This is a genomic window from Bacillus luti, from assembly GCF_001884105.1.
GTDB classification, from domain to species: Bacteria; Bacillota; Bacilli; order Bacillales; family Bacillaceae_G; genus Bacillus_A; species Bacillus_A luti.
In genome coordinates, this window is sequence record NZ_MACI01000083.1 from 1 (window position 1) to 22,176 (window position 22,176).

The following is a 22,176-nucleotide window of genomic DNA, read 5'->3' on the forward strand; positions in this document are numbered from 1 at the left end:
GGGCTGTCGGAAATTCCGACAGCCTATAATGAACAACTTCCGCCTTCTTTTATTACAAGTAACTCCACAGCTAACTTCTCACATTTTTCAAGCGCAGGCACTTCCTCAAAAGACATAAAGTATATATGTTGAATCTTCTTTGCGATGTATTTTGGATCGTCAAACACGCTTACGACGTTCAAAACATCGCTCGCCTCTGTTTCATAAAACTCCGGTCCCATTTGAAACGGATCCCAATTCTTCACAACCTCTATCATCTTTTCATATGTACCCATTCGCTTCCCGCCTTTTCACTTTTTAATGCTTTTCTTTATCCTATCACATCAGCTATTCTATAAGAAGAGAGAGAACTTTCATAACTCAACGGTTTTACAGAAGAAGGGGGCAAACTTATGCAACTATTTCATAAAACAGTAAATCGACGTGGAACACATAGTACAAAATGGGATACCTACAAAAATGAAGAACTTCTTCACGCTTGGATTGCTGATATGGATTTTGAAGTACCAAAACCCATTCAATCCGCTTTAAAGAAACGTATCGAGCATCCTATTTTCGGCTATACACTTCCACCTGAAACTATTGGGGATATTATTTGTAATTGGGCAAAGAAACAATACAACTGGGATATTCAAAAAGAATGGATTGTCTTTAGTGCAGGGATCGTTCCAGCTCTGAGTACGAGCATACAAGCTTTCACAAAAGAAAACGAATCCATTCTTGTACAACCACCTATTTATCCACCATTTTTCGAAATGGTTACAACAAACAACAGACAATTATGCGTGAGTCCATTATATAAACAAGATGGCGCATATATGATAGACTTCGACCATTTAGAAAAACAATTTCAACAAGGGATCAAACTCCTGCTTCTTTGTAGTCCTCACAATCCTATCGGACGCGTTTGGACGAAAGACGAACTAACGAAGCTTGGAACGTTATGTACAAAATATAATGTAATTGTTATCTCTGATGAAATTCATGCCGATATTATTTACGGAGATCGTACACATACACCATTTGCTTCTTTATCTGAAGAATTAGCAGCACGCACCATTACTTGCATGGCTCCAAGCAAAACGTTCAATATAGCTGGATTACAAGCATCTATCATTATTATTCCGAATGAAACACTACGCAACACCTTTATGTCTATTCAATATCGCCAAGGGTTCCATGGGCTAAATACATTTGCTTATACCGCGATGCAAAGCGCCTATACAGAATGTAATGATTGGTTAAGTGAAATCCGTTTATATGTAGAAGAGAATGCTCGTTTTGCATGTGAATACATTGAAACGCACATACCTACCCTTTCTGTTACAAAGCCAGAAGGTAGCTTTTTATTATGGATTGATTGCTCTCGCCTAAACCTTTCTCAACATGAGCGCACCACATTACTTGAGGAAAAAGGAAAACTAATAGTTGAACCTGGCGAGAAGTACGGATTAGGCGGAGAAGAACACATTCGAATTAACATCGGTTGTCCAAGGTCTGTTTTGGAGGAAATTTTAAACAGACTGCGCCATACATTTTCATAATAGCAAAGGAGGCTGCCCCATTTGTTAAGGCAACCTCCTTTTATTTATAGTTGCTACTATCGACGTTTAACAAAAAAGCTACCGTGAAAGGTAGCTTCTACTTCTTCTTCATATCCGATGCTTTTTTCACAATTACACCACAAGCAATTCGATCACCTGATTTACCTGTTGGTTGCGTCATGCCATCATCTGGATTTTCTGTAATAATAATAGACGCGCCATCTTTTCTATGGATCGTCGTTTTTCCTTCTTCAAGCGTTATATGCGGTGCATCGATTTCCGCTTTAATCTTTCCTGAACTGTCTGCAATTACATTCGGTAAATCTCCATTTTCCGGTCCCTTCGAATTGAGAAGCCCATGCTTTTTATCATCTGGATTAAAATGATTCCCAGCTGATTCGAAACTTGGTGCTTTACACTCTCCAATTTCGTGTACATGTATGCCATGCGGACCCGGCGCGAAACCTTCTCCTTTAATCGTAATTTTCACTCCGCTTGTTTGCTGAGCTACTTTTGCAGTTGCCACTTCATCTCCTGAAGCATTATGTAATTTCACGTCAATTTCTTTCGGCTTTCCTTGGTCACAACCTGCCATCAGAAATAATAAACAACAACTGAAAAAAAGCCGTCTTTTCATTCTATTCCCTCCAAAATACATTCTGCCCTTAGATTGTCCGAGCATAGAGGGAAACATACAAAAATGCATTACTGTTTCTTTTCAGCTAAAAGTTTTTCTTCTACTTTTTGTAATCGCTCCGCTTCTCGTTTGGAAACGCGAATAAACATGCGCCACGTCGCAACCGCACCGATAATAAATAGCACGCAAACGATCCCTGGAATAATATATTCTGTCTTATCTTCTGGAAAATATAAAGGCATCATATGGAACACCCCTTATCAAAGGATTTGTAAAAACATCAGAATTTTCTGTTTTATAATCTTAAATTATAATTGAAGCCCGTCATATTCTCAAGGGGCGTTCCGAAAACGAATGATTTCTTTGACTCCTTCTCACACTTTCCTTACTATAAACTTGAGGTGAAAAATATGAGAGAAACATTTGAAATTGGTGAAATCGTTACTGGTATTTATAAAACAGGAAAATACATCGGCGAAATTACAAATAGCCGTCCTGGTAGTTACGTTGTAAAAGTATTAGCTGTTGTGAAGCATCCAGTGCAAGGTGATCTACATAACGTAAAACAAGCAGACGTACCATTTTTCCATGAAAGACGTGCTTTAGCTTTTCGTGAACAAACGAACATTCCAGCACAAATAGTGAAAAAATATGACGGAGAAATCCCCGATTATACAGAATCACTAAAGTTAGCATTAGAAACTCAAATGAATTCATTTTCTGAAGATGATTCACCTTTTGCAGCACGTAGTCTTGAAACACTAGCGCAATTGAAACAAGATTACAAACTTTAAAAAACAAAACGACCAAATTACATACTGTGCAATTTGGTCGTTACTGTGTACTCACTTTCTTTAACACTTTTGAAAAATCAACGAGTTCCCCTAATGTTGGAGGTGCCGGTTTCACTAAATACTCTTTATCTTTTTCTACTAATTTAAAAATATTATATGTCGTCATCGCATCATCAAGCGCACAATGATGCTTTCCTGTCCCTACTTTTCCATATGCCTCAATTGCCTTCCACAACCCTGTTTGATTCCTTTCTCCAAAAAACTTCTTATACTCAAGTGATAAATCACGACATTGTCCGAAGAATGGAAAAGGTACTCCCGCCATTTCGCAATTATGCTTCAACACTTTCATATCCATATTTCCCCACGTAACAATGGTCGGTTTACATCTCTTTTCATATTCTGCAAGTTTTTCAACAAGTTCTGGAAACGAAATTCCTTTATCTACTACTTCTTGTTTAATCCCTAAAAATTTCTTACATCGATCCGTTAAAGAAGGAAAAGTCTTCGGCCTAACATGAGCTGAATACGTGTCTTCAACCTTACAGCCAACAACTGAAACGAGCCCTACCTCAATAATCTCCGGGAAAAATCCTTTTGGTTTTTTTCTGTGCTGGGGCATCGTAAACTCAAAATCCAAAAATAAAAATCGTTGTTCATCCATACGATCCCTTCCTTATCATTTTTATCATTCCTTTCTATTTGATACTCTTACACGAACAAGCTCGAATGCCAATTCTATTTTAAATATTCAGATTGGATGTATCTTATATATATGTCAAATGCCCACAAATATTTTTAAAAATAAGAAAAAATGACCTATGCAGAAAATATGACAAAATACCCCCTTTCATTTACATCCGCCATTTTCCTACTTTATAATGACGGTATGTGTGTTTCATCTAGTTAATTTTTGACACACTAAGAAAAGTGAATGAAAGGAGATGAGAGTTTTGCACGAAACAACGCAAGAGCTCGCAAACTGGCAGTATTATTTTGCTATCGCAGTCTTTTTAATTACATATGCCATTATTATTTCTGAAAAAATTAATCGCGCTGTCATCGCACTTCTTGGTGCAGCACTCATGGTAATTGTGGGAGTCGTTGATTTACACAACGCCTTTACGAAACATATCGAATGGGGGACAATTACACTACTCATCGGTATGATGATTTTGGTGAACATTACAAGTAAATCCGGTGTTTTCCAATACGTTGCCATTAAAGCAGCAAAAGGTGCACAAGGAGATCCAATTAAAATTTTAATTTCACTTTCCTTACTTACCGCGCTTGGCTCCGCATTTTTAGATAACGTTACAACTGTACTTCTTGTTGTTCCAGTTACTTTATCTATTACGCGCATACTGCAAGTAAATCCTGTTCCATATTTACTTTCGGAAATTATTTTTTCAAACATTGGAGGAACAGCAACTTTAATTGGTGATCCACCTAACATTATGATTGGTTCTGCAAATAAGCATTTAGACTTCAATGCGTTCTTGCTAAACTTAGCACCAATCGTAATTATTATTATTGGTGTGACAGCAACAATACTTTACTTCATGTACCGCAAACAATTAATTGCTGATCCTGTACAAGTTAAAAAGTTAATGAGCTTAGATGAAAAACAATACATTAAAGATCCCGTATTAATGAAAAAATCTTTAACAGTACTTGGACTTACGATTGTAGGTTTCATGACTCATTCCATTTTCCACGTTGATGCAGCTATCATCGCCTTAACTGGTGCTACTGTCCTTATGTTAATCGGTGTGAAAGAACATGAAATCGAAGAAGTATTCGCAAGCGTAGAGTGGGTAACAATCTTCTTCTTCGCAGGGCTATTCGTGCTCGTTGGAGGACTTATTGATATCGGCCTAATCAAAACACTTGCTCAAAAAGTAATTGGTATAACAGGCGGAGATATTTCTCAAGCATCAATCCTTATTTTATGGGTATCTGGTATCGCCTCTGCAACAATCGATAACATTCCATTCGTTGCAACAATGATCCCGCTTATTAACGATATGGCAGTTGGGCTCGGTTTATCACCTTCTGACGCACAAATCGATGTATTATGGTGGGCATTAGCATTAGGAGCTTGTCTAGGTGGAAACGGAACATTAATCGGCGCTTCCGCTAACGTAATTGTAGCTGGAATCGCAAATCGCGAGGGACATAGATTTAGCTACATGGAATTCCTAAAAGTCGGTTTCCCAATTATGATCGTTTCTTTAATCATTTCTCATATTTATATTTATTTACGCTACCTTATGTAGTAGAAAAAAGCGCCCTGCTTTCAGGGCGCTTTTTCTGTCTCAAATATTATATATACTACTCCTTATACCTCACCGGCTCATTTCGAATAATGAACAAATGAATCGGCAAGAACACTGAAAATGTGATGGTATGAATAATCGTAAATAATATAGAGTTCGTTCCGTACCTGTCTAAAATAGCGTAGATGAGATAAATGGACAACACAATCGATACAGCTGTTGCTATTAAATATAGAATTGGTACGAAATTAAAAATGAAACATGCGACATATATGCCGAATACTTTCCATCCTGCTTCTTCTTTCAAGAAATCGGGTAATTTGTCTTTCGCTAAGTCGCCCCATATCTTACTATTTACAAAAGGAATAAAAGCAAGAACACCATCCGTTGCACCATCATTTTTCGCCATCGTATACAGTGCAAAAGCCGTTAACAAATACGAAATAATTGCCCAAATTAATATAACAAGAATAAACGCAAAACTAAGAGCAAAGAAACCTGCTAGTACGCCTTGATCTTCCATCTTATCCTCTCCTCTCTACTTTCAACATATTTCATTACACTGCAAGTTATGTTTTAAAAATTAACCAAACTCTCTGTATAATGATAGGAGCAAGATAATGAGAGAGGAGAAAACACTTATGCATCCATTTGTACAAGCATTACAAGAACATTTTACAGCTCATCAAAATCCTGAAAAAGCAGAACCGATGGCACGTTATATGAAAAATCACTTCCCGTTTCTCGGTATTCAAACTCCCGAGAGAAGACAATTATTAAAAGACGTCATTCAAATCCATACTCTCCCAGATAAAAAAGACTTCCAAATTATCATACATGAACTTTGGGACTTACCAGAGCGTGAATTTCAAGCAGCCGCTCTTGATATTATGCAAAAATATAAAAAGCATATAAACGAAACTCATATCCCCTTCTTAGAAGAGCTCATTGTCACGAAGTCTTGGTGGGATTCTGTTGATAGCATCGTCCCTACATTTTTAGGTGGTATCTTTTTAAAACATCCAGAATTAATTTCTGCCTATATTCCAAAATGGATTGCATCCGACAACATATGGTTACAACGCACCGCTATTTTATTCCAACTGAAATATAAAGAAAAAATGGATGAAGAACTTCTTTTTTGGATTATTGGACAACTCCATTCTTCAAAAGAATTTTTCATTCAAAAAGCGATTGGCTGGGTCCTTCGTGAATACGCAAAAACAAATCCAGATGTCGTTTGGGAATACGTGCAAAATAACGAGCTTGCCCCGCTCAGTAAACGTGAAGCAATTAAGCACATTAAACAAAATTATGGAATAGATAATGAAAAAATAGGCGAGACTCTATCATAGATAGACGCGTTCCTCTATTGAGATTTAAAAAAGAACGTGTTAGAATATGTTCATTATTATTAATATAAGTAGCGATGACGGACTTATAAGTACTTGCACAAAAAGCGATTCAGGGATAGTGAAAGCCTGAAGCCGCAAGGAAACGGCAGTCTCGAGCAATACGTGATAAAGTGGATGCACCCTTTTGTGTATCAACTAGGGTGGAACCGCGGGCAAACGCTCGTCCCTAGGCAATTAAGCCTTGGGATGAGCGTTTTTTTATGTTTTTCAAAGCATATACTGCGCGTTTCACAAGTTATCTGAGCACGTCATCGCCAATACGTTAACTTTCAAAAGGAGGATTTTCTTATGTATTCAATGGAACAAGTAGTAAACTTAGCGAAACATCGCGGTTTTGTTTTCCCTGGTTCTGAAATTTACGGTGGTCTTGCAAACACTTGGGATTACGGTCCACTTGGAATCGAATTAAAAAATAACGTTAAAAAAGCTTGGTGGAAAAAATTCATTCAAGAATCTCCATACAACGTTGGTTTAGACGCAGCTATTTTAATGAACCCAAAAACTTGGATCGCTTCTGGTCACGTTGGTAACTTCAACGATCCAATGATCGACTGTAAAAAATGTAAAGCTCGTCACCGCGCTGACAAATTAATTGAAGATGCATTAGATGCAAAAGGCATCGAAATGGTTGTTGATGGTCTTACTTTCGACCAAATGGCTGACTTAATGAAAGAACATGAAGTAAAATGTCCTGATTGCGGTAGCGAAGAATTCACTGAAATTCGTCAGTTCAACTTAATGTTCAAAACATTCCAAGGTGTTACAGAGTCTAGCACAAACGAAATCTTCCTTCGTCCTGAAACAGCACAAGGTATTTTCGTAAACTTTAAAAACGTACAACGCTCTATGCGTAAAAAACTTCCATTTGGTATTGGCCAAATCGGTAAGAGTTTCCGTAACGAAATCACGCCTGGTAACTTCACATTCCGTACACGTGAATTCGAACAGATGGAACTTGAATTCTTCTGTAAGCCTGGTGAAGATTTAGAGTGGTTCGCATTCTGGCGTGAAACTTGTAAGAACTGGTTACTTTCACTTGGTATGCACGAAGAAAGCATGCGTCTTCGTGACCACGGTGAAGAAGAATTATCTCACTACAGTAATGCAACAACTGATATTGAGTTCAAATTCCCATTCGGTTGGGGCGAACTTTGGGGCGTAGCATCTCGTACAGACTTCGATTTAAAACGTCACATGGAACACTCTAACGAAGACTTTAACTATATCGATCCACAAACGAATGAGCGTTACGTACCATACTGCATCGAGCCATCTTTAGGTGCAGATCGTGTAACATTAGCATTCTTATGTGATGCATATGAAGAAGAGCAATTAGAGAACGACTCTCGTACAGTTCTTCGTTTCCACCCTGCTTTAGCACCATATAAAGCAGCAATCTTACCATTATCTAAAAAGCTATCTGAAGGTGCTACAGAAGTATTCGCTGAATTAGCTAAAGACTTCATGGTAGACTTTGACGAGACTGGTTCTATCGGTAAACGTTACCGTCGTCAAGACGAAATCGGTACTCCATTCTGTATCACATACGACTTCGACTCAGTTGAAGACAAAGCTGTTACAGTACGTGACCGTGACACAATGGAACAAGTTCGTATGCCAATTAGCGAACTAAAAGGTTTCTTAGAGAAGAAAATCCAGTTCTAATTATAAGAAAAAGAGGCCGCTCTACCTGAGCAGCCTCTTTTTTATTTTTCACGTTTTTCTTTAATTGCTACTGTACATCTTGAAATACATAATAAGTCATCATTTTCATCAATGATACGAATATCCCAAACCATCGTTGAATTCCCTCTATGTATTGGTGTCCCGATTGCTGTTACAATTCCATCTTGCTTTGAACGAATATGATTTGCATTAATTTCTAAACCGAAACAAATACATTTCTCTTGATCAATTAAATTGTATGAACCGACACTAGCCACTGTTTCCGCTAATGCAACAGATGCACCCCCGTGTAAAAATCCAAACGGCTGATGCGTCCGCCCATCAACAGGCATCGTAGCAACCACCTTATCTTCTGTCATCTCTAACAACTCAATCCCAAGCGAATCCATTAAAGTTTTTGCCATCTCGTTTCCCCCTTCTCTCGTTTTAATTGAATGTATAATTTTACCTATTTGTTTTCAAACTACCTATAACACTTATATAAGGAGGTTTCACCTAAATGAAACAGAAATTCTGTATACTACTGCTCATGTTCTCCTTGCTGACTATTGTACCAAATTGTACACTAGCAGCCAAAGCATCCAACCTGACAATCGATGTGAAGACTGTCACGCAAAAAGGTAAGAAACCTTATATAGAATATCAAATTAACAGACCTTCCTTTCACAACTTTTCCGACTCTAAATTTCAACAGAAGCTCAATTTCTATTACAAAAAATCTACAGATAAGTTTAAAAGCAAATTAGAAAAAGACGCCAAAAAATATTATAAAGAAACAGAAGGGTCTAGTACTCCATTTCATCCATACGTAGCAAATGTTGACTATAAAGTTTCTTTAAATAAACCACCTTTTCTCAGCTTATATGTGAATTACTATCAATATACAGGCGGAGCACACGGTCTTTATACGTGGAAAGCAAACACATTTGATTTAAACGAAAAAAAATTACTACACTTAGACGATTTATTTCAGCAAGAGGATAAATACAAAGAAGTAGTTCGTGCAGAGATTGTAAGACAAATTAAACGAAATGAAAGCATTTATTTTCCTGATGCAACTGAAAAGGTAATGAGTACGAAAAAATTCCACTTCTTTTTAGAACCGGACAATCTCGTCATTTATTTCCCTTTATATGAGATTGCTCCTTATTCAAGTGGAATTCCACAATTTCGTATTCCATATACGTTGCTAAGAGACTATTTGAAACCTTCTTATCAAAATATTTTAATTGACAACAAGTAAATAGTTTCGCTACGATAATGTTAACCTAAAAACAACAGGAGGTTAACATTATGAGAAGATTTCACGTTTTAGATTTAGCATTAGCTGCCATGTTCGTTGCTCTTATGGCCATCGGTGCAAACATTGTATCTTGGGCACCATTCTTACAAGTAGCGGGCGTCCCATTATCTATGCAACCATTTTTCGCGATTTTAGCAGGACTTCTTCTTGGAAGTAGACTTGGGGCATTATCAATGACGGTATATATGCTCGTTGGCGTAGCCGGCGCACCAATCTTCGCTAACTTCAAAGCTGGATTCGGGGCACTTTTAGACCCTACTGGTGGTTTTATTATCGCATTTATTATTGTTGCTTACGTATCTGGAAAATTAGTAGAACAAAAAGAAAGACCAACATTCCGTACATTTGCGATTGCCTCTTTCACAGGAATTATTTTAACTTATATTATCGGTACTACTTACATGTACGGAGCGGTCAATCTCTTCATGGGCGGTAATATGAGCTATAAAGCTGCTTGGATGATTATGATGTGGTTTGCAGTAAAAGATATTGTCTTTACAATTATCGGTGCTATTATCGCACCTCGCATATACTACGCTGTACGTCGTTCTGCTTATCAGCATTCTCATTCAACGATTTCATAAGAAAAAGGAGTTGTTCCAGTAGGAACAACTCCTTTTTTATATTAAGACTCTTGATTCGTATGTTCTGCTAAAATTCTCTGCATCATTGTAACCATGTCACCACGTAATTCTGGGTGTTGCAGGGCCATTTCAATTGTCGTTTGAACGAATCCTAACTTTTCACCTACGTCGTAGCGTTTTCCTTCGAAATCGTAAGCAAATACACGTTGAATTTCATTTAAGTTTTGGATTGCATCTGTTAACTGAATTTCACCGCCAGCGCCGACATTTTGCTGTTCTAAGAACATGAAAATTTCAGGCGTTAAAACATAACGTCCCATAATTGCTAAGTTTGAAGGTGCTGTACCTGCTGCTGGTTTCTCAACGAAATTGCGAACTTGGTAACGACGTCCTTCTTGCTCTAACGGATCAATAATTCCGTAACGGTGTGTTTCATCTTCTGGAACCGTTTGTACACCAATAACAGAAGAAAGCGTTTTATCATATTCTTCGATTAATTGACGTAAACATGGTTTTTCAGCTTGAACGATATCATCACCTAGTAAAACAGCAAATGGCTCATCACCGATGAATTTACGTGCACACCAAACAGCGTGTCCTAATCCTCTTGGTTCTTTTTGACGAATATAATGAATGTCTACCATTTTTGAAGAAGCCTGTACTTTTTCAAGTAACTCATACTTTTTCTTTTCTAATAAGTTTTGCTCTAACTCAAATGCATTATCAAAATGATCTTCAATAGAGCGCTTAGTTTTACCAGTAACGATAATAATATCTTCGATTCCTGATTGTATTGCTTCTTCTACGATGTATTGGATAGTTGGTTTATCTACTATCGGCAACATTTCTTTTGGCATTGCTTTTGTTGCTGGTAAAAAACGTGTTCCTAATCCAGCTGCTGGGATTATGGCTTTTCTTACTTTTTTCATCACAAAATACCCTCTCTTCTGTCAGAATCAATAACGATTATTTCCTTACATAGAACAAAAGGGAGATTTCGCTCCCTTTTGCTCCCTACTACTTAAAATTACTTTATATTATAAACGATTCATAATATCTTCTTTAATAGTAAGTAACTTTTGTTCACTATTTTGTAAAGAATTATCTTGTACACCAAAGTAGAACTTGATCTTCGGTTCTGTTCCAGATGGACGTAAGCAGAACCAAGAACCGTCCTCTAATTGATATTTTAACACATTTGATTTCGGTAAGTGAATCTCTTCTTTATGTCCATCTTGTAAAGATGTAACGATGCTTGCTTTATAATCTTCAACTGCTACGACTGTTAAGCCAGCTACTTCCTTCGGAGGATTTTCACGGAATGTTGCCATCATCTTTTGAATTTGTTCCGCTCCGTCTTTTCCTTTTAACGTTAATGATACAAGATCTTCACGGAAGAAACCGTACTTCTCAAATACTTCTAATAGACCATCGTATAACGTTTTGCCTTGTGATTTGTAGTATGCAGCTACTTCACATGCAAATAGAACAGATTGTACTGCATCTTTATCACGGCAGAATGGGCGGATTAAATAACCATAGCTTTCCTCATAACCGAATTGGAATTCATATTGTCCGCTTTCTTCATACTGTTTAATTTTCTCACCGATAAATTTAAATCCAGTTAACGTATCAACTGTGTCTAAACCGTATGCTTTTGCAATTGTACGGCCAATTTCAGAAGTTACGATTGTTTTTAATACAACACCGTTCTCTGGAAGTGTTCCGTTTTCTTTCTTTTGAGACAATAAGTAATCAAGCATTAATGCACCTGTTTGGTTTCCAGTTAATACTTGGAACTCACCATCATGATTACGAACAGCTACACCAAGACGGTCTGCGTCAGGATCCGTTGCGATTAACACATCAGCTCCAATTTTTTCACCGTCACGAATCGCATACTCAAAAGCAGCATGTTCTTCTGGGTTTGGTGATTTTACTGTAGAGAAGTTCGGATCTGGTAACTCTTGCTCTTTTACTACTGTTACATCTGTAAATCCAACTTCTTCTAAACCACGGCGTACAGAAATATTTGATGTTCCGTGTAATGGTGTAAAGACGATTTTTAAGTCTTTCCCAACATTTTGTACCATTTCTTTATTAATAATGACATTGTTCAATTCTGCAGCATATGCATCATCTACTTCTTGTCCAATAATATGTAATAAACCGTCAGCTTTTAATTGCTCCACATCTGCAACCTCAACTGTTAATTCATCTTCTACTGCGTCTACGTAGCTAATTAATTCATCAGCTTCTTTTGGAGGCAACTGCCCACCATCTTCACCGTACACTTTATATCCATTATATTCAGGCGGATTATGACTTGCCGTAAGAACGATTCCACTCACTGTATGTAAATAACGAACTGCGAAAGAAAGCACTGGCGTTGGACGTAAGCTTTCAAACACATATGTTGTAATACCATGTGCACCAAGTGTAGCAGCTACTTCCATTGCAAACTCAGGTGATTTATGACGAGAATCATACGCTACAACAACACCGCGCTTCTTCGCTTCTTCACCTAATTTTTCAATAAACTTCGCTAATCCTTGTGTTGCTTTACGAACTGTATATACATTTAAACGGTTCGTCCCAGCACCAAGTTCACCACGCATACCACCTGTACCAAACTCTAGATTTTTATAAAAGCTGTCTTCAATTTTCTTCTCATCTTGTTTCATGTTTTCTAGCTGTTCTTTTAATTCTGCATCTAACTCTGCATATGAAAGCCAGCGACTAAACTCTTGTTTCCAATTCATTCTTCTATCTCCTCTCATTTGTCTTACCTTTATTATATGAAAAAAACAACCTGTATCTCAATATTTTTTAAAATCTAACAGGATTTTACTAGGAATATTTGTATACACTATGCTTAAATACTCCACCAAAGGGAATGAGGATTATGCAGGAATGGGGCTTATCAGAAGAGCTCAAAATACAAACAAAGCAAATGATTGAAATTGCCGAGAAAGAATTATCAATTATGAGGAATGCCATTGATAAAGAAGATGAATGTATTTTGTGCAAAATGGAAGATATTCATCATATGTTAGCAAATGTACAAACATTGGCAGCTACATACTATATTCAAGCTTATTTATCACCTTATACGGAAAGCTCACAATTCATTACAACAGCTGTCCAACATTTAAGCGCCCGGAAACATGGTGCTCTTATTGTTGTGCAACGAAACGAGACACTTGAATCTTGTATTCAAACTGGAACAACGTTAAACGCTCATTTAACCGCACCATTGCTCGAATCCATTTTTTATCCAGGTAACCCGCTTCATGACGGAGCCGTTCTCGTTAAAAATAATCATATTGTCTCAGCAGCTAATATTCTTCCATTAACGAAAAGTACCGAGGTTGATTCTGAGCTAGGAACACGTCATAGAGCTGCAATTGGCTTATCAGAACAAAGCGATGCACTTATATTAGTTGTCTCTGAAGAAACAGGTCGCACTTCATTTGCTTTAAATGGGACCTTATATACGATTTCTTTATAAGACGAATGAAATTGTAGAATAAATCCATTTATACAAAAAAGAAAAGGCTGTCTCAAACATTTGAGACAGCCTTTTCTTCCAAAAATTATTCTTCTCCAAAACGTTCAACAAGTGTTGCTAGTGTACGTACCATTGCACCTGTTGCACCGGCTGGTCCTAAATCATGCGCACCTGTTGTTTCAGATGTTCCAGCGATATCTAAGTGTACCCACGGTGTATCTTCTGCAAATTCACCTAGGAATGTACCCGCCATCACTGCATGTCCTTCACGGCCCGGTGAGTTATTTAAATCAGCAAATTTACTATTTCTCACACGTTCTTTATCACGGTCAAAAATCGGTAATTGCCAAATTGGCTCATCTGTTTCCATTGAAGCTTCTAACACTTGTTCAAATAGTTCTTCATTATTTGTCATTGCGCCTGTCGTATGATTTCCAAGTGCAACAATTACACCACCTGTTAATGTTGCAACATCAATAAGGTAGTTTGCACCAAGTTTTTTCGCGTACGTAATACCGTCAGCTAACGCTAAGCGACCTTCTGCATCTGTATTTAATACTTCAATTGTTTTTCCGCTCATAGATGTAATCACATCGTCTGGCTTAAATGCTGTACCACTTACAACGTTATCAGTTGAAGGAATAACAGCAATCACGTTTTGCTCTGGGCGAAGTTCTCCAATGATCTCCATCGCGCCTAAAACAGAAGCTGCACCGCCCATATCACCTTTCATACCTACCATGCCTTCACGCGGTTTTAAAGAATAACCACCTGTATCGTATGTAATTCCTTTTCCAACGAATCCAATTACATCTGTCCACTCTTCTTTACCTTTATAAATAAGAGCAATCATTTTCGGTGGCTCAGTAGAACCTTGGTTTACTGCAAGTAATGCACCCATACCAAGCTCTTCCATCTCTTCTTTCTCAAGAACCTTATAATCCATATCATATTTTTCCGCTAACTCAACAGCGTACTCAGCAAGTTTCGTCGCTGTTAATACGTTTGGCGGCATATTTACAAGCGTACGAGCTGAATTTGTTGCACGTCCATGTACGTAGCCAACTGTTAATGCAGCTTCAATTTCTTGTGCATCTTCCGCTGTAATAGCCGTGAACTTCTCTAGCTCTACACGATCCTTTTTATCTGTTTTATACGTTTGTAATTCATATGTACCAAGACCTTGTACTTCTGCTGCAATATGAGCTACATCAATCGCATCCAATTTCTCTGTTACGAAAGAGTCTAGTAAGATCGCTGCATCTTGTACTTTTGCTGCATGCAGTGTTTTAAACGCCTTACCAAGAGCCGCACGTAACGTTTCTGTCGTGTAAGACTCCTTCTTACCTAAACCGACAAAATAATAACGTTTCACATTTGTTTTCCCTAAACTATGTACTTTTGAAATAACCTTTTTCTTCGTAGAAAGTTCTTTTTCTTCTAATAAAACTTGTAACTGTCCTTCAAATGCTTTATCCAGCTCTTGTACAAAACTACTCGTTTTATCTTCTTCAAATAAAGCAACAATTACCGCTTCATGACCTGCTAATTCTTTTTGTACTTGAAACATGTTCAGACCCCCTAAGTTTCTCTACTCTGTCTTTATTATAACTTTATTTTCGATAAAATGCGACAATTCTAAATTCTGTTATGTCATATATAACATCCACGCTCATCCAATTTTATCTATTATGAAATTAAAAAAGTCTAGTGCTATTACCACTAGACTATCTTTGCTTTAAATATTGTCCTCGAAACACTTGCATCGTTTCATCTTCATTTAACATCGTTAACTCTTCTTCTGTAAACTTACCATTTCCTATTTTCACTACATATACATTTACCTTTTTCTTACCCCATTGGCTATAAACATCTTTCACCGTATCATAGTATAAATCAAGACGGTTTCCTTTTATAGCACCGCCCTTATCAGCAACAACCCCATACCCATAATCTGGCACGAATAGAATCGTTCCAATCGGAAATACGTGTAAATCCGCTGCGATTGTGGAATATAAATCCCGTTTCGCTTTCACACCTGAATATGTAATACCATACTCCGGATGCCCTGGACTCTTACCAGTCGACTCCACTCCTGAAGTATAACCCGTTGCCGTCATTTCAATTGTACGATATTTAGACCAGTCATTTGCCTGTTCTAAAGCATTTATCACTTCTTTACTCGGAGCAACATTTTTTTTAACTTCTGCTGCATGTACTTCTTTTGCACTCGTTCCCTCATATTTCTTTACAATCTCTAATAAAGAAACTCCTGTGAAAGCATTCCATGTTACGCATAATGCGGATACAAGTAAACAAGTCATCATAATGCGAATACAATATCGTTTTAACATTTTTATATTCCACACTCCTTCATCGTTAATCATTCCCTATACGATGAAGGAATATGCAAAAAAATAATCTCCAAGTAAATTGGAGATTAAAACATTTGATATCCACTGTTCCGAAGTTTCTTAATGACGATTCCCGCTAAAGCAGCCCCTACTAACCCCGTAGATAAAATAAATACATCTGCTTGTCCTAAATGCGATACACTTGTCCCAAATGAAGAAAATGTTTCTTTTGGCTTTGAAAAATAATCCCACACACTCGCTTTATTAATAATGAGCATACAAACAATCGGATACACAATAACCATTACCCATGTAGCTCGCAATATCATGTTGAGTAAAAATCCAATTCCAAAAAACAAAATAAAGAATAGCATCATTGAAATAAGTAATACCGGTATACTCACTTCTTCTCCCTCTCCTTCGCATGCGCCGTAAACACGTGATACGCCGTATAACCAAATTGCTCTCCTGGATTTAATGTTTTGTCCATTTCAAGATGTAGTTCTGATCGTCCTTCTAGCAAATATTGAATAAGCACAGACGTATTTGGATCGTCCGCAATAGTCTCTGGATGTAAAAACGCTACTTCAGACAATTCCTTCTCCTGTACAATAATATTTTCCCCTTCAGGCTCCAAAAGGAAAATAATCATATTATCACTAATCTCATTACGAATAACGCCCGATCGAACACCAATGATGCCCTTCACATGAGCGACAATGCCTGTCTCTTCTAACACTTCACGTTTCACAGCTTCATCAACCGTCTCACCTTCATTCACAAAACCAGCCGGCAAAGACCATTTCCCCTTTAATCCACTGTATTTCTTCTTAACGAATAGCCACCTGCCATCTTTTGTCGCTACTAAGCCACTAACAGCTAACCATACTTTCCCGCGCTTCCCCATGATGCAACCTCCTCCACTAGAGAGAACAGAATATTCTTTCTTTTTTATATATTATACTATATTTTTAAGTACACTGTGACTTTTCCTTTCTTAGAATAATGCCCCATTGCCACCAACTTAAAAAAATTGGCATTTCCCCATATCGAAAAAAATGAGCTCAATTATTATAAATAACTCTGGAAAGATAAAGTGAAACTTTAATCAGTGGGGGTTTTGTTCATCCCTCACTGATTATTAGTTGAACCAATCGGGCTTTTACGGGCAGCCCGACCCCCACCTAACTTCTTTGCTTTCGCTGAATTTTGAGGTGGGGGTCTTACTACCCGTTAATGCGGGATAAAATTTTCATTTTGGGGATACTTCAAAATATCAGCCTGATGGACATAAGTATCACCACATGTCCATGGATTAAAGAAAGAGCCTATTATTAAACTGTGCCCTACTCTTTGGGTCGTAAGAGGTGCTATAGATGAATGTAAAAGCATATAGGGCTCAACTGTTTTCTTGGTCTAAGGAGTCCAAAGTAGAAATAGTAGAACTCATTTCCGCTGGCATAGGTATGGCCGGACCTGTTCTGTTCGCCACATTTCTCGGCTATCCCGCTCTTGGTTTTGCTGCGTCGGTCGGAAGTTTGGCAGTCAGTAGCGTGAAAGTCGGCTCGAGTTTTATAAATCACGGGGAAAAGTTGGCGTCAGCGCTCATATCAGTAGCACTCGCTGCAATTGCTGCTAGTCTCTCTTTCGGACAAGGTTACCTGACATTCGGAGTCTTGATTCTGCTGGTAATCCTTGCTACGTTAATTGGCGGATATAGTCGTTCCTTGACCGTGGGAACAACACGATTTGTTATATTCCTGATCATCATCCTCAATATGTTAGACCAGACGGAGTACCCGATGGCACTAATTTTTTCAATCTTATCAGGAGCGATTTGGACCGTCAGTATCAGCTTGGTACTAGGTATCTGGGTACACCGTTGTTTTAAATCATCGCTGGATGGAGCTATGAAAGGGCCAACATCGAAAAAAATCATTATATGGTGGGATTCTCTTGCACACCTATCCAGTTGGCAATTCCCAATCAGGCTCGCATTATGTCTAGTTATAGCTGAGGGATTACGAATACTTTGGCCCGAGCACCACTTCTATTGGATTGCAATTACCGTGGCGATCCTTATTCAGCGGAAAATAGAACTCTTTCCAATCAAAACAACACAACGAGTGCTTGGTACAATAATCGGCGTGATTGTTGCGAGCTTGCTTCTCGCAACTAGTCTACCAATTTGGGGATTAGTTATAAGTATCGGGCTATTCGCAGGTGTTCGACCTCTTCTAAAGGTTCGAAATTACCTTGTATACTCTGCAACCATGATTCCGCTCATTATTTTGATCATGGAAGCGGGCAAGCCGTTCCAGTTTACCATTCTGTTCGACCGTGTATTTGCAACCCTTATCGGTGCAGTCATCGTGATTGCAGTGAACTTGATATTCAGTAGAACGATGGCAAAATCATTGTAAAGATGGTTATCTAGCGAAAGATGCTTTCATATTCCCCTCATTTTGTCCAGTTGAACAAAATCCCCTAAAATGAAAAAATACGCTATTCTTTCTGTATGATCATAAGAAAGAATGGCGTTTTTGTATGTCTATTTCTGTATTTGATGAATGACAATTATTTGCTAAAGAAACTATATGGAACGGAAGTATGAAGAAAACGAAACAGTAGCCTCCCGAATCTGCATTTCCTTTCTTCGGAAACGCAATTATTTTTTATTCCTATATCAAAAACGTGTATTATACAAAAAAAGCAGAAACAGCTCATAGCCGTTTCTGCTTTTTCTACTATATATTAAAATAACTTCAATTTACCTTTTTTAAGAACTAATAAAGGTCCACCTAATAAGAATAGGTAACGGTTATCGATAACTTTCTTCATGAAAGAAGCTTTCCAACCTGTTAACTTTTTACCCATAACAACGCCCATTGCATCGTCATGACCTAAAGAACATACAGATCCTTTATTGTCGAATGCGAATTTTTTCATTTCGCCTTTGCCACGAACTAACACAGTTAAGTTGTGTGCAATGTTGTAGCCTTGTTGAATTGCAATTTGTGCTGTTGGTGGGTATGGACGGTTAATTTCCTCGTTAATGATTAACGCTGCGTCACCAACCATGAATACATCTTCGTATCCTGGAGCGTGCATGTACTCATCAACTTTAACGCGGCCGCGCATTGCTTCAAAGCCAGACTCTTCCACAATACCATTACCACGAACACCTGCAGCCCAAACTACTGTTTCAGACTTAATTAATTCAGTATCATCACCGTTTGCAACGATAATACCTTCTTCAGTTCCTTCTTTAATTGCTGTACCGATGCGGAATTCTACGCCTTTTTTCTCAAGTTGTTTTACAGCATATTCTACTAATGCTGGATCAAAACCAGGAAGTGCTGTTGGAGCAGCTTCTACACAGATGATACGTGCTTTTTCACGTGGTACATTGTACTGTTTGCAAAGTTCAGGAACACGGTTTGCAAGCTCACCTACGTACTCGATACCAGTAAATCCAGCACCACCAACAACGATTGTTACTAACTCATCGCGCTTTTCATCCGCATATTTAGCGAAACTAGCTTCCATGTGCTCACGAATTTGACGAGTTGCATTAATGTTAGCAATTGAGAATGCATGCTCTTTTAGTCCTGTAATGCCGAATGTTTCTGATTCGAAACCAAGACCGATTACTAAGTAGTCATACTCTAACTCGCCGTCTTTTAAGATAATGCGTTTTTCAGCAGCTTTAATTTCTACTACTGTATCTTGTACAAAGTTCACTTTATTTGTATCGATAACGTCTTGAATATCTAGACAGATTTTTTCATCTTGTAATGTACCAGCTGCGCTCTCGTGTAACCAAGTTGCTTGGTAGTGATAGCTGTTGTTGTTTACTAACGTAATTTCAGCTTCATTTACAGATAATGCTTTTTGCAGACGAACAGTCGTAATCATCCCGCCATAACCTGCACCTAAAACTACGATTTTTGGAGTCTTCACCAAATCACAACCCTTTTCTTTATATAATAGTAATGAAAATAATACCAAGTACTAAAAACTCTATTTGTCAAGAATGTGGAATTTATCACATTCTATATCGTAACAAAACGCAGTCAAAAAATCGTACGAATTTTGTCATAGAAATTTAACATAATACTTCCCTATATTAGTCGGTTTTATTCCAGAATTCAAGCACCTAGAGAATTATCAATATTTTAAAATAACATAGCGTTTTCAAGGGTTTTTCAGCCTTTTTTTCATGTATTTTCCTTTCTGTATATTTTATACAATGTTAAAAACATCTATGCGAAAACTTACACACAATTCAGTCGTTTTCAGAAGTATTATGAACTGAAATATGCTATCATTTATTTGAAAGTGTCATCATTTGCAGGATTTTCGTGTACATATGAACAATATATGAAATCAATATCAAAATTCCATCTATAGGGGGAATGAAAGTGGCAGAAAATCAAAAAGTTTACGACATAACAATTATTGGTGGTGGTCCAACAGGACTATTTACAGCATTTTATGGCGGTATGAGACAAGCAAGTGTCAAAATCATTGAAAGCTTACCTCAACTTGGAGGACAATTATCCGCACTCTACCCTGAAAAGTACATTTATGATGTAGCTGGATTTCCAAAAGTGCGTGCACAAGAGTTAGTTGATAACTTAAAAGAGCAAATGAAGAAATTTGATCCAACTGTTTGCTTAGAAGAGGCTGTTGATACGCTTGAAAAACAAGCTGACGGTATATTCAAGCTTGTTACGAATAAACAAACTCACTATTCTAAATCAGTCATTATTACTGCTGGCAATGGTGCTTTCCAACCACGCCGCTTAGAATTAGAAGGCACAGCAAAGTATGAAAAGAAAAACTTACATTACTTTGTTGATGATATGAATAAATTTGCTGGCAAGCGCGTCGTAGTATTTGGTGGCGGCGACTCAGCGGTAGACTGGACAATGATGTTAGAACCAATCGCTGACAAAGTTACAATCGTTCATCGCCGCGATAAATTCCGTGCCCATGAACATAGCGTCGAAAATTTAATAAATTCTCGCGCAGAAGTAAGTACACCATATGTTCCAGTTGAACTCATTGGGGATGACAACATTGAACAAGTCGTTCTTCAACACGTAAAAACGGAAGAAAAAGTTATCATTGATGTGGATGACGTAATTGTAAACTACGGCTTCGTTTCTTCTCTTGGTCCAATTAAAAACTGGGGCTTAGATATTCAAAAAAACAGCATTCTCGTGAACTCGAAAATGGAGACAAATATTCCTGGTATTTATGCTGCTGGTGACATTTGTACATATGAAGGAAAAGTAAAACTCATTGCTTGCGGCTTTGGCGAAGCACCAACAGCAGTAAACAATGCAAAAGCTTACTTCGATCCAAATGCAAAACTTCAACCGATGCATAGCTCAAGTATGTTTTAATATAGACACAAAAAGAACTCCTTTTACATGAAAGGAGTTCTTTTTATCATACTATCTCCCTCTTCCAAAATATGTTACAATAAATAAGAACATACGTTTCGTTTATAGGGGGATTATAAAATGAAAGAACCGATTATCGTAAAGAAAGAAGCTTTCCAAGCAATTGGTGTTTCAATTACGACGACAAATGAAAAAGAGGCATCTACTGAGGGGGAAATTCCAGCACTTTGGAATCGCTACTTCCAAGAACAAATGATGCAACACATTCCAAATCAACAAACGAAAGAAACATTCGCTTTCTATTCAAATTACGAATCAGATGAAACTGGTACATATCAATTTACAATCGGTATGCCTGTTTCTTCATTAGAAAGCGTTCCTGAAAATATGACATCTTTAACAATACCTGCTGCTACATACGCGGTATTTACAACGAGAAAAGGGCCAGTTGCTGAAGTCGTTTGCGAAGCTTGGGAATATATTTGGCAATGGTCGAAAGAAAATAAACGCGCTTTTACAACAGACTTTGAGCTTTATGATGAAAGAGCGTTAGATCCAAATAATGTACAATTAGATATTTATATTGCGTTAGTTTAAAAAAGATGCCCTTTCGGCGTCTTTTTTTGTCGTTAAATAGCCACTGTGCAAATCCGAC

24 protein-coding genes are annotated in these 22,176 nt (G+C 37.7%); 11 read left to right on the forward strand and 13 right to left on the reverse strand.

Features of this window, described 5'->3' with window-relative positions; genetic code table 11:
- Nucleotides 1-23: 23 nt before the first annotated feature.
- Complete coding sequence (locus tag BAQ48_RS20630; protein WP_000537630.1) at nucleotides 24-275, reverse strand: YugE family protein; 252 nt, start codon at nucleotides 273-275, stop codon at nucleotides 24-26.
- A 117-nt stretch (nucleotides 276-392) separates the two neighbouring features.
- Here BAQ48_RS20630 and BAQ48_RS20635 point away from each other — a divergent pair, with 117 nt between their 5' ends.
- Entirely contained in the window at nucleotides 393-1,544 is a 1,152-nt protein-coding gene (locus BAQ48_RS20635; protein ID WP_071712643.1) for a MalY/PatB family protein, read from the forward strand.
- A 97-nt stretch (nucleotides 1,545-1,641) separates the two neighbouring features.
- Here BAQ48_RS20635 and sodC read toward each other — a convergent pair whose 3' ends face one another.
- Both sodC and BAQ48_RS28025 read right to left on the reverse strand, forming a co-directional pair.
- Entirely contained in the window at nucleotides 1,642-2,181 is a 540-nt protein-coding gene (gene sodC, locus BAQ48_RS20640; protein WP_071712644.1) for a superoxide dismutase [Cu-Zn], read from the reverse strand.
- 68 nt (nucleotides 2,182-2,249) lie between these two features.
- Complete coding sequence (locus tag BAQ48_RS28025) at nucleotides 2,250-2,426, reverse strand: hypothetical protein (RefSeq protein ID WP_000982763.1); 177 nt, start codon at nucleotides 2,424-2,426, stop codon at nucleotides 2,250-2,252.
- Nucleotides 2,427-2,591: 165 nt separating this feature from the next.
- Between BAQ48_RS28025 and kapB the strand changes: the two genes are divergently transcribed.
- The gene (gene kapB, locus BAQ48_RS20650) at nucleotides 2,592-2,975 is read left to right on the forward strand and encodes a kinase-associated lipoprotein KapB (protein WP_071712645.1); all 384 of its coding nucleotides are present in this window, start codon (nucleotides 2,592-2,594) and stop codon (nucleotides 2,973-2,975) included.
- Between the two features lie 40 nt (nucleotides 2,976-3,015).
- On the opposite strand, the gene kapD is transcribed toward kapB, so the two are convergent.
- Nucleotides 3,016-3,639, reverse strand: a complete 624-nt coding sequence (kapD, locus tag BAQ48_RS20655; protein WP_071712646.1) for a 3'-5' exonuclease KapD — start codon at nucleotides 3,637-3,639, stop codon at nucleotides 3,016-3,018.
- A gap of 289 nt (nucleotides 3,640-3,928) precedes the next feature.
- Here kapD and BAQ48_RS20660 point away from each other — a divergent pair, with 289 nt between their 5' ends.
- Nucleotides 3,929-5,254, forward strand: coding sequence for an ArsB/NhaD family transporter (locus BAQ48_RS20660; RefSeq protein WP_000545229.1), 1,326 nt, complete (start codon nucleotides 3,929-3,931; stop codon nucleotides 5,252-5,254).
- A gap of 55 nt (nucleotides 5,255-5,309) precedes the next feature.
- Here the strand turns inward: BAQ48_RS20660 and BAQ48_RS20665 are convergent, their stop codons facing one another.
- Complete coding sequence (locus tag BAQ48_RS20665) at nucleotides 5,310-5,777, reverse strand: hypothetical protein (protein ID WP_071712647.1); 468 nt, start codon at nucleotides 5,775-5,777, stop codon at nucleotides 5,310-5,312.
- 118 nt (nucleotides 5,778-5,895) lie between these two features.
- Here BAQ48_RS20665 and BAQ48_RS20670 point away from each other — a divergent pair, with 118 nt between their 5' ends.
- Together BAQ48_RS20670 and BAQ48_RS20675 are read left to right on the forward strand one after the other, a co-directional pair.
- Nucleotides 5,896-6,609: a DNA alkylation repair protein gene (locus BAQ48_RS20670; protein ID WP_071712698.1), complete on the forward strand. Its 714-nt coding sequence runs from the start codon at nucleotides 5,896-5,898 to the stop codon at nucleotides 6,607-6,609.
- A gap of 348 nt (nucleotides 6,610-6,957) precedes the next feature.
- Entirely contained in the window at nucleotides 6,958-8,334 is a 1,377-nt protein-coding gene (locus tag BAQ48_RS20675; protein WP_016135917.1) for a glycine--tRNA ligase, read from the forward strand.
- Between the two features lie 41 nt (nucleotides 8,335-8,375).
- On the opposite strand, the gene BAQ48_RS20680 is transcribed toward BAQ48_RS20675, so the two are convergent.
- Nucleotides 8,376-8,759, reverse strand: a complete 384-nt coding sequence (locus BAQ48_RS20680; RefSeq protein WP_071712648.1) for a hotdog fold thioesterase — start codon at nucleotides 8,757-8,759, stop codon at nucleotides 8,376-8,378.
- Nucleotides 8,760-8,854: 95 nt separating this feature from the next.
- Here BAQ48_RS20680 and BAQ48_RS20685 point away from each other — a divergent pair, with 95 nt between their 5' ends.
- Nucleotides 8,855-9,598, forward strand: a complete 744-nt coding sequence (locus BAQ48_RS20685) for a DUF3298 and DUF4163 domain-containing protein (protein ID WP_071712649.1) — start codon at nucleotides 8,855-8,857, stop codon at nucleotides 9,596-9,598.
- 50 nt (nucleotides 9,599-9,648) lie between these two features.
- Nucleotides 9,649-10,242 (forward strand): biotin transporter BioY, encoded by a 594-nt coding sequence (locus BAQ48_RS20690; RefSeq protein WP_071712650.1) that lies wholly within the window; start codon nucleotides 9,649-9,651, stop codon nucleotides 10,240-10,242.
- Between the two features lie 41 nt (nucleotides 10,243-10,283).
- Here BAQ48_RS20690 and galU read toward each other — a convergent pair whose 3' ends face one another.
- Both galU and BAQ48_RS20700 read right to left on the reverse strand, forming a co-directional pair.
- Nucleotides 10,284-11,171, reverse strand: coding sequence for a UTP--glucose-1-phosphate uridylyltransferase GalU (gene galU, locus BAQ48_RS20695; RefSeq protein ID WP_071712651.1), 888 nt, complete (start codon nucleotides 11,169-11,171; stop codon nucleotides 10,284-10,286).
- Between the two features lie 108 nt (nucleotides 11,172-11,279).
- Complete coding sequence (locus BAQ48_RS20700) at nucleotides 11,280-13,004, reverse strand: phospho-sugar mutase (protein WP_071712652.1); 1,725 nt, start codon at nucleotides 13,002-13,004, stop codon at nucleotides 11,280-11,282.
- Nucleotides 13,005-13,147: 143 nt separating this feature from the next.
- On the opposite strand from BAQ48_RS20700, the gene cdaS reads away from it, so the two are divergent.
- The gene (cdaS, locus tag BAQ48_RS20705; RefSeq protein WP_071712653.1) at nucleotides 13,148-13,753 is read left to right on the forward strand and encodes a sporulation-specific diadenylate cyclase CdaS; all 606 of its coding nucleotides are present in this window, start codon (nucleotides 13,148-13,150) and stop codon (nucleotides 13,751-13,753) included.
- An 85-nt stretch (nucleotides 13,754-13,838) separates the two neighbouring features.
- On the opposite strand, the gene pepA is transcribed toward cdaS, so the two are convergent.
- The 4 genes from pepA to BAQ48_RS20725 form a co-directional block, all read right to left on the reverse strand.
- Entirely contained in the window at nucleotides 13,839-15,323 is a 1,485-nt protein-coding gene (gene pepA, locus BAQ48_RS20710) for a cytosol aminopeptidase (RefSeq protein WP_071712654.1), read from the reverse strand.
- Nucleotides 15,324-15,480: 157 nt separating this feature from the next.
- Nucleotides 15,481-16,107, reverse strand: a complete 627-nt coding sequence (locus tag BAQ48_RS20715; RefSeq protein ID WP_071712655.1) for a 3D domain-containing protein — start codon at nucleotides 16,105-16,107, stop codon at nucleotides 15,481-15,483.
- Nucleotides 16,108-16,193: 86 nt separating this feature from the next.
- Nucleotides 16,194-16,511 (reverse strand): YuiB family protein, encoded by a 318-nt coding sequence (locus BAQ48_RS20720; protein WP_000027020.1) that lies wholly within the window; start codon nucleotides 16,509-16,511, stop codon nucleotides 16,194-16,196.
- Nucleotides 16,508-17,014: an NUDIX hydrolase gene (locus BAQ48_RS20725; protein WP_071712656.1), complete on the reverse strand. Its 507-nt coding sequence runs from the start codon at nucleotides 17,012-17,014 to the stop codon at nucleotides 16,508-16,510. The genes BAQ48_RS20720 and BAQ48_RS20725 overlap by 4 nt, the downstream gene beginning before the upstream one ends.
- A gap of 469 nt (nucleotides 17,015-17,483) precedes the next feature.
- Between BAQ48_RS20725 and BAQ48_RS20730 the strand changes: the two genes are divergently transcribed.
- A complete protein-coding gene (locus tag BAQ48_RS20730) occupies nucleotides 17,484-18,530 on the forward strand; it encodes an FUSC family protein (RefSeq protein WP_071712657.1) in 1,047 nt (348 codons plus the stop codon).
- A 331-nt stretch (nucleotides 18,531-18,861) separates the two neighbouring features.
- Here the strand turns inward: BAQ48_RS20730 and BAQ48_RS20735 are convergent, their stop codons facing one another.
- Nucleotides 18,862-20,070, reverse strand: a complete 1,209-nt coding sequence (locus BAQ48_RS20735; RefSeq protein WP_071712699.1) for an NAD(P)/FAD-dependent oxidoreductase — start codon at nucleotides 20,068-20,070, stop codon at nucleotides 18,862-18,864.
- A 461-nt stretch (nucleotides 20,071-20,531) separates the two neighbouring features.
- Between BAQ48_RS20735 and BAQ48_RS20740 the strand changes: the two genes are divergently transcribed.
- Nucleotides 20,532-21,521 carry an NAD(P)/FAD-dependent oxidoreductase gene (locus BAQ48_RS20740; RefSeq protein WP_071712658.1) on the forward strand — a complete coding sequence of 330 codons (990 nt, stop codon included), beginning with the start codon at nucleotides 20,532-20,534 and terminating at the stop codon, nucleotides 21,519-21,521.
- Nucleotides 21,522-21,641: 120 nt separating this feature from the next.
- Nucleotides 21,642-22,118 (forward strand): GyrI-like domain-containing protein, encoded by a 477-nt coding sequence (locus BAQ48_RS20745; protein WP_071712659.1) that lies wholly within the window; start codon nucleotides 21,642-21,644, stop codon nucleotides 22,116-22,118.
- Nucleotides 22,119-22,176: the final 58 nt, after the last annotated feature.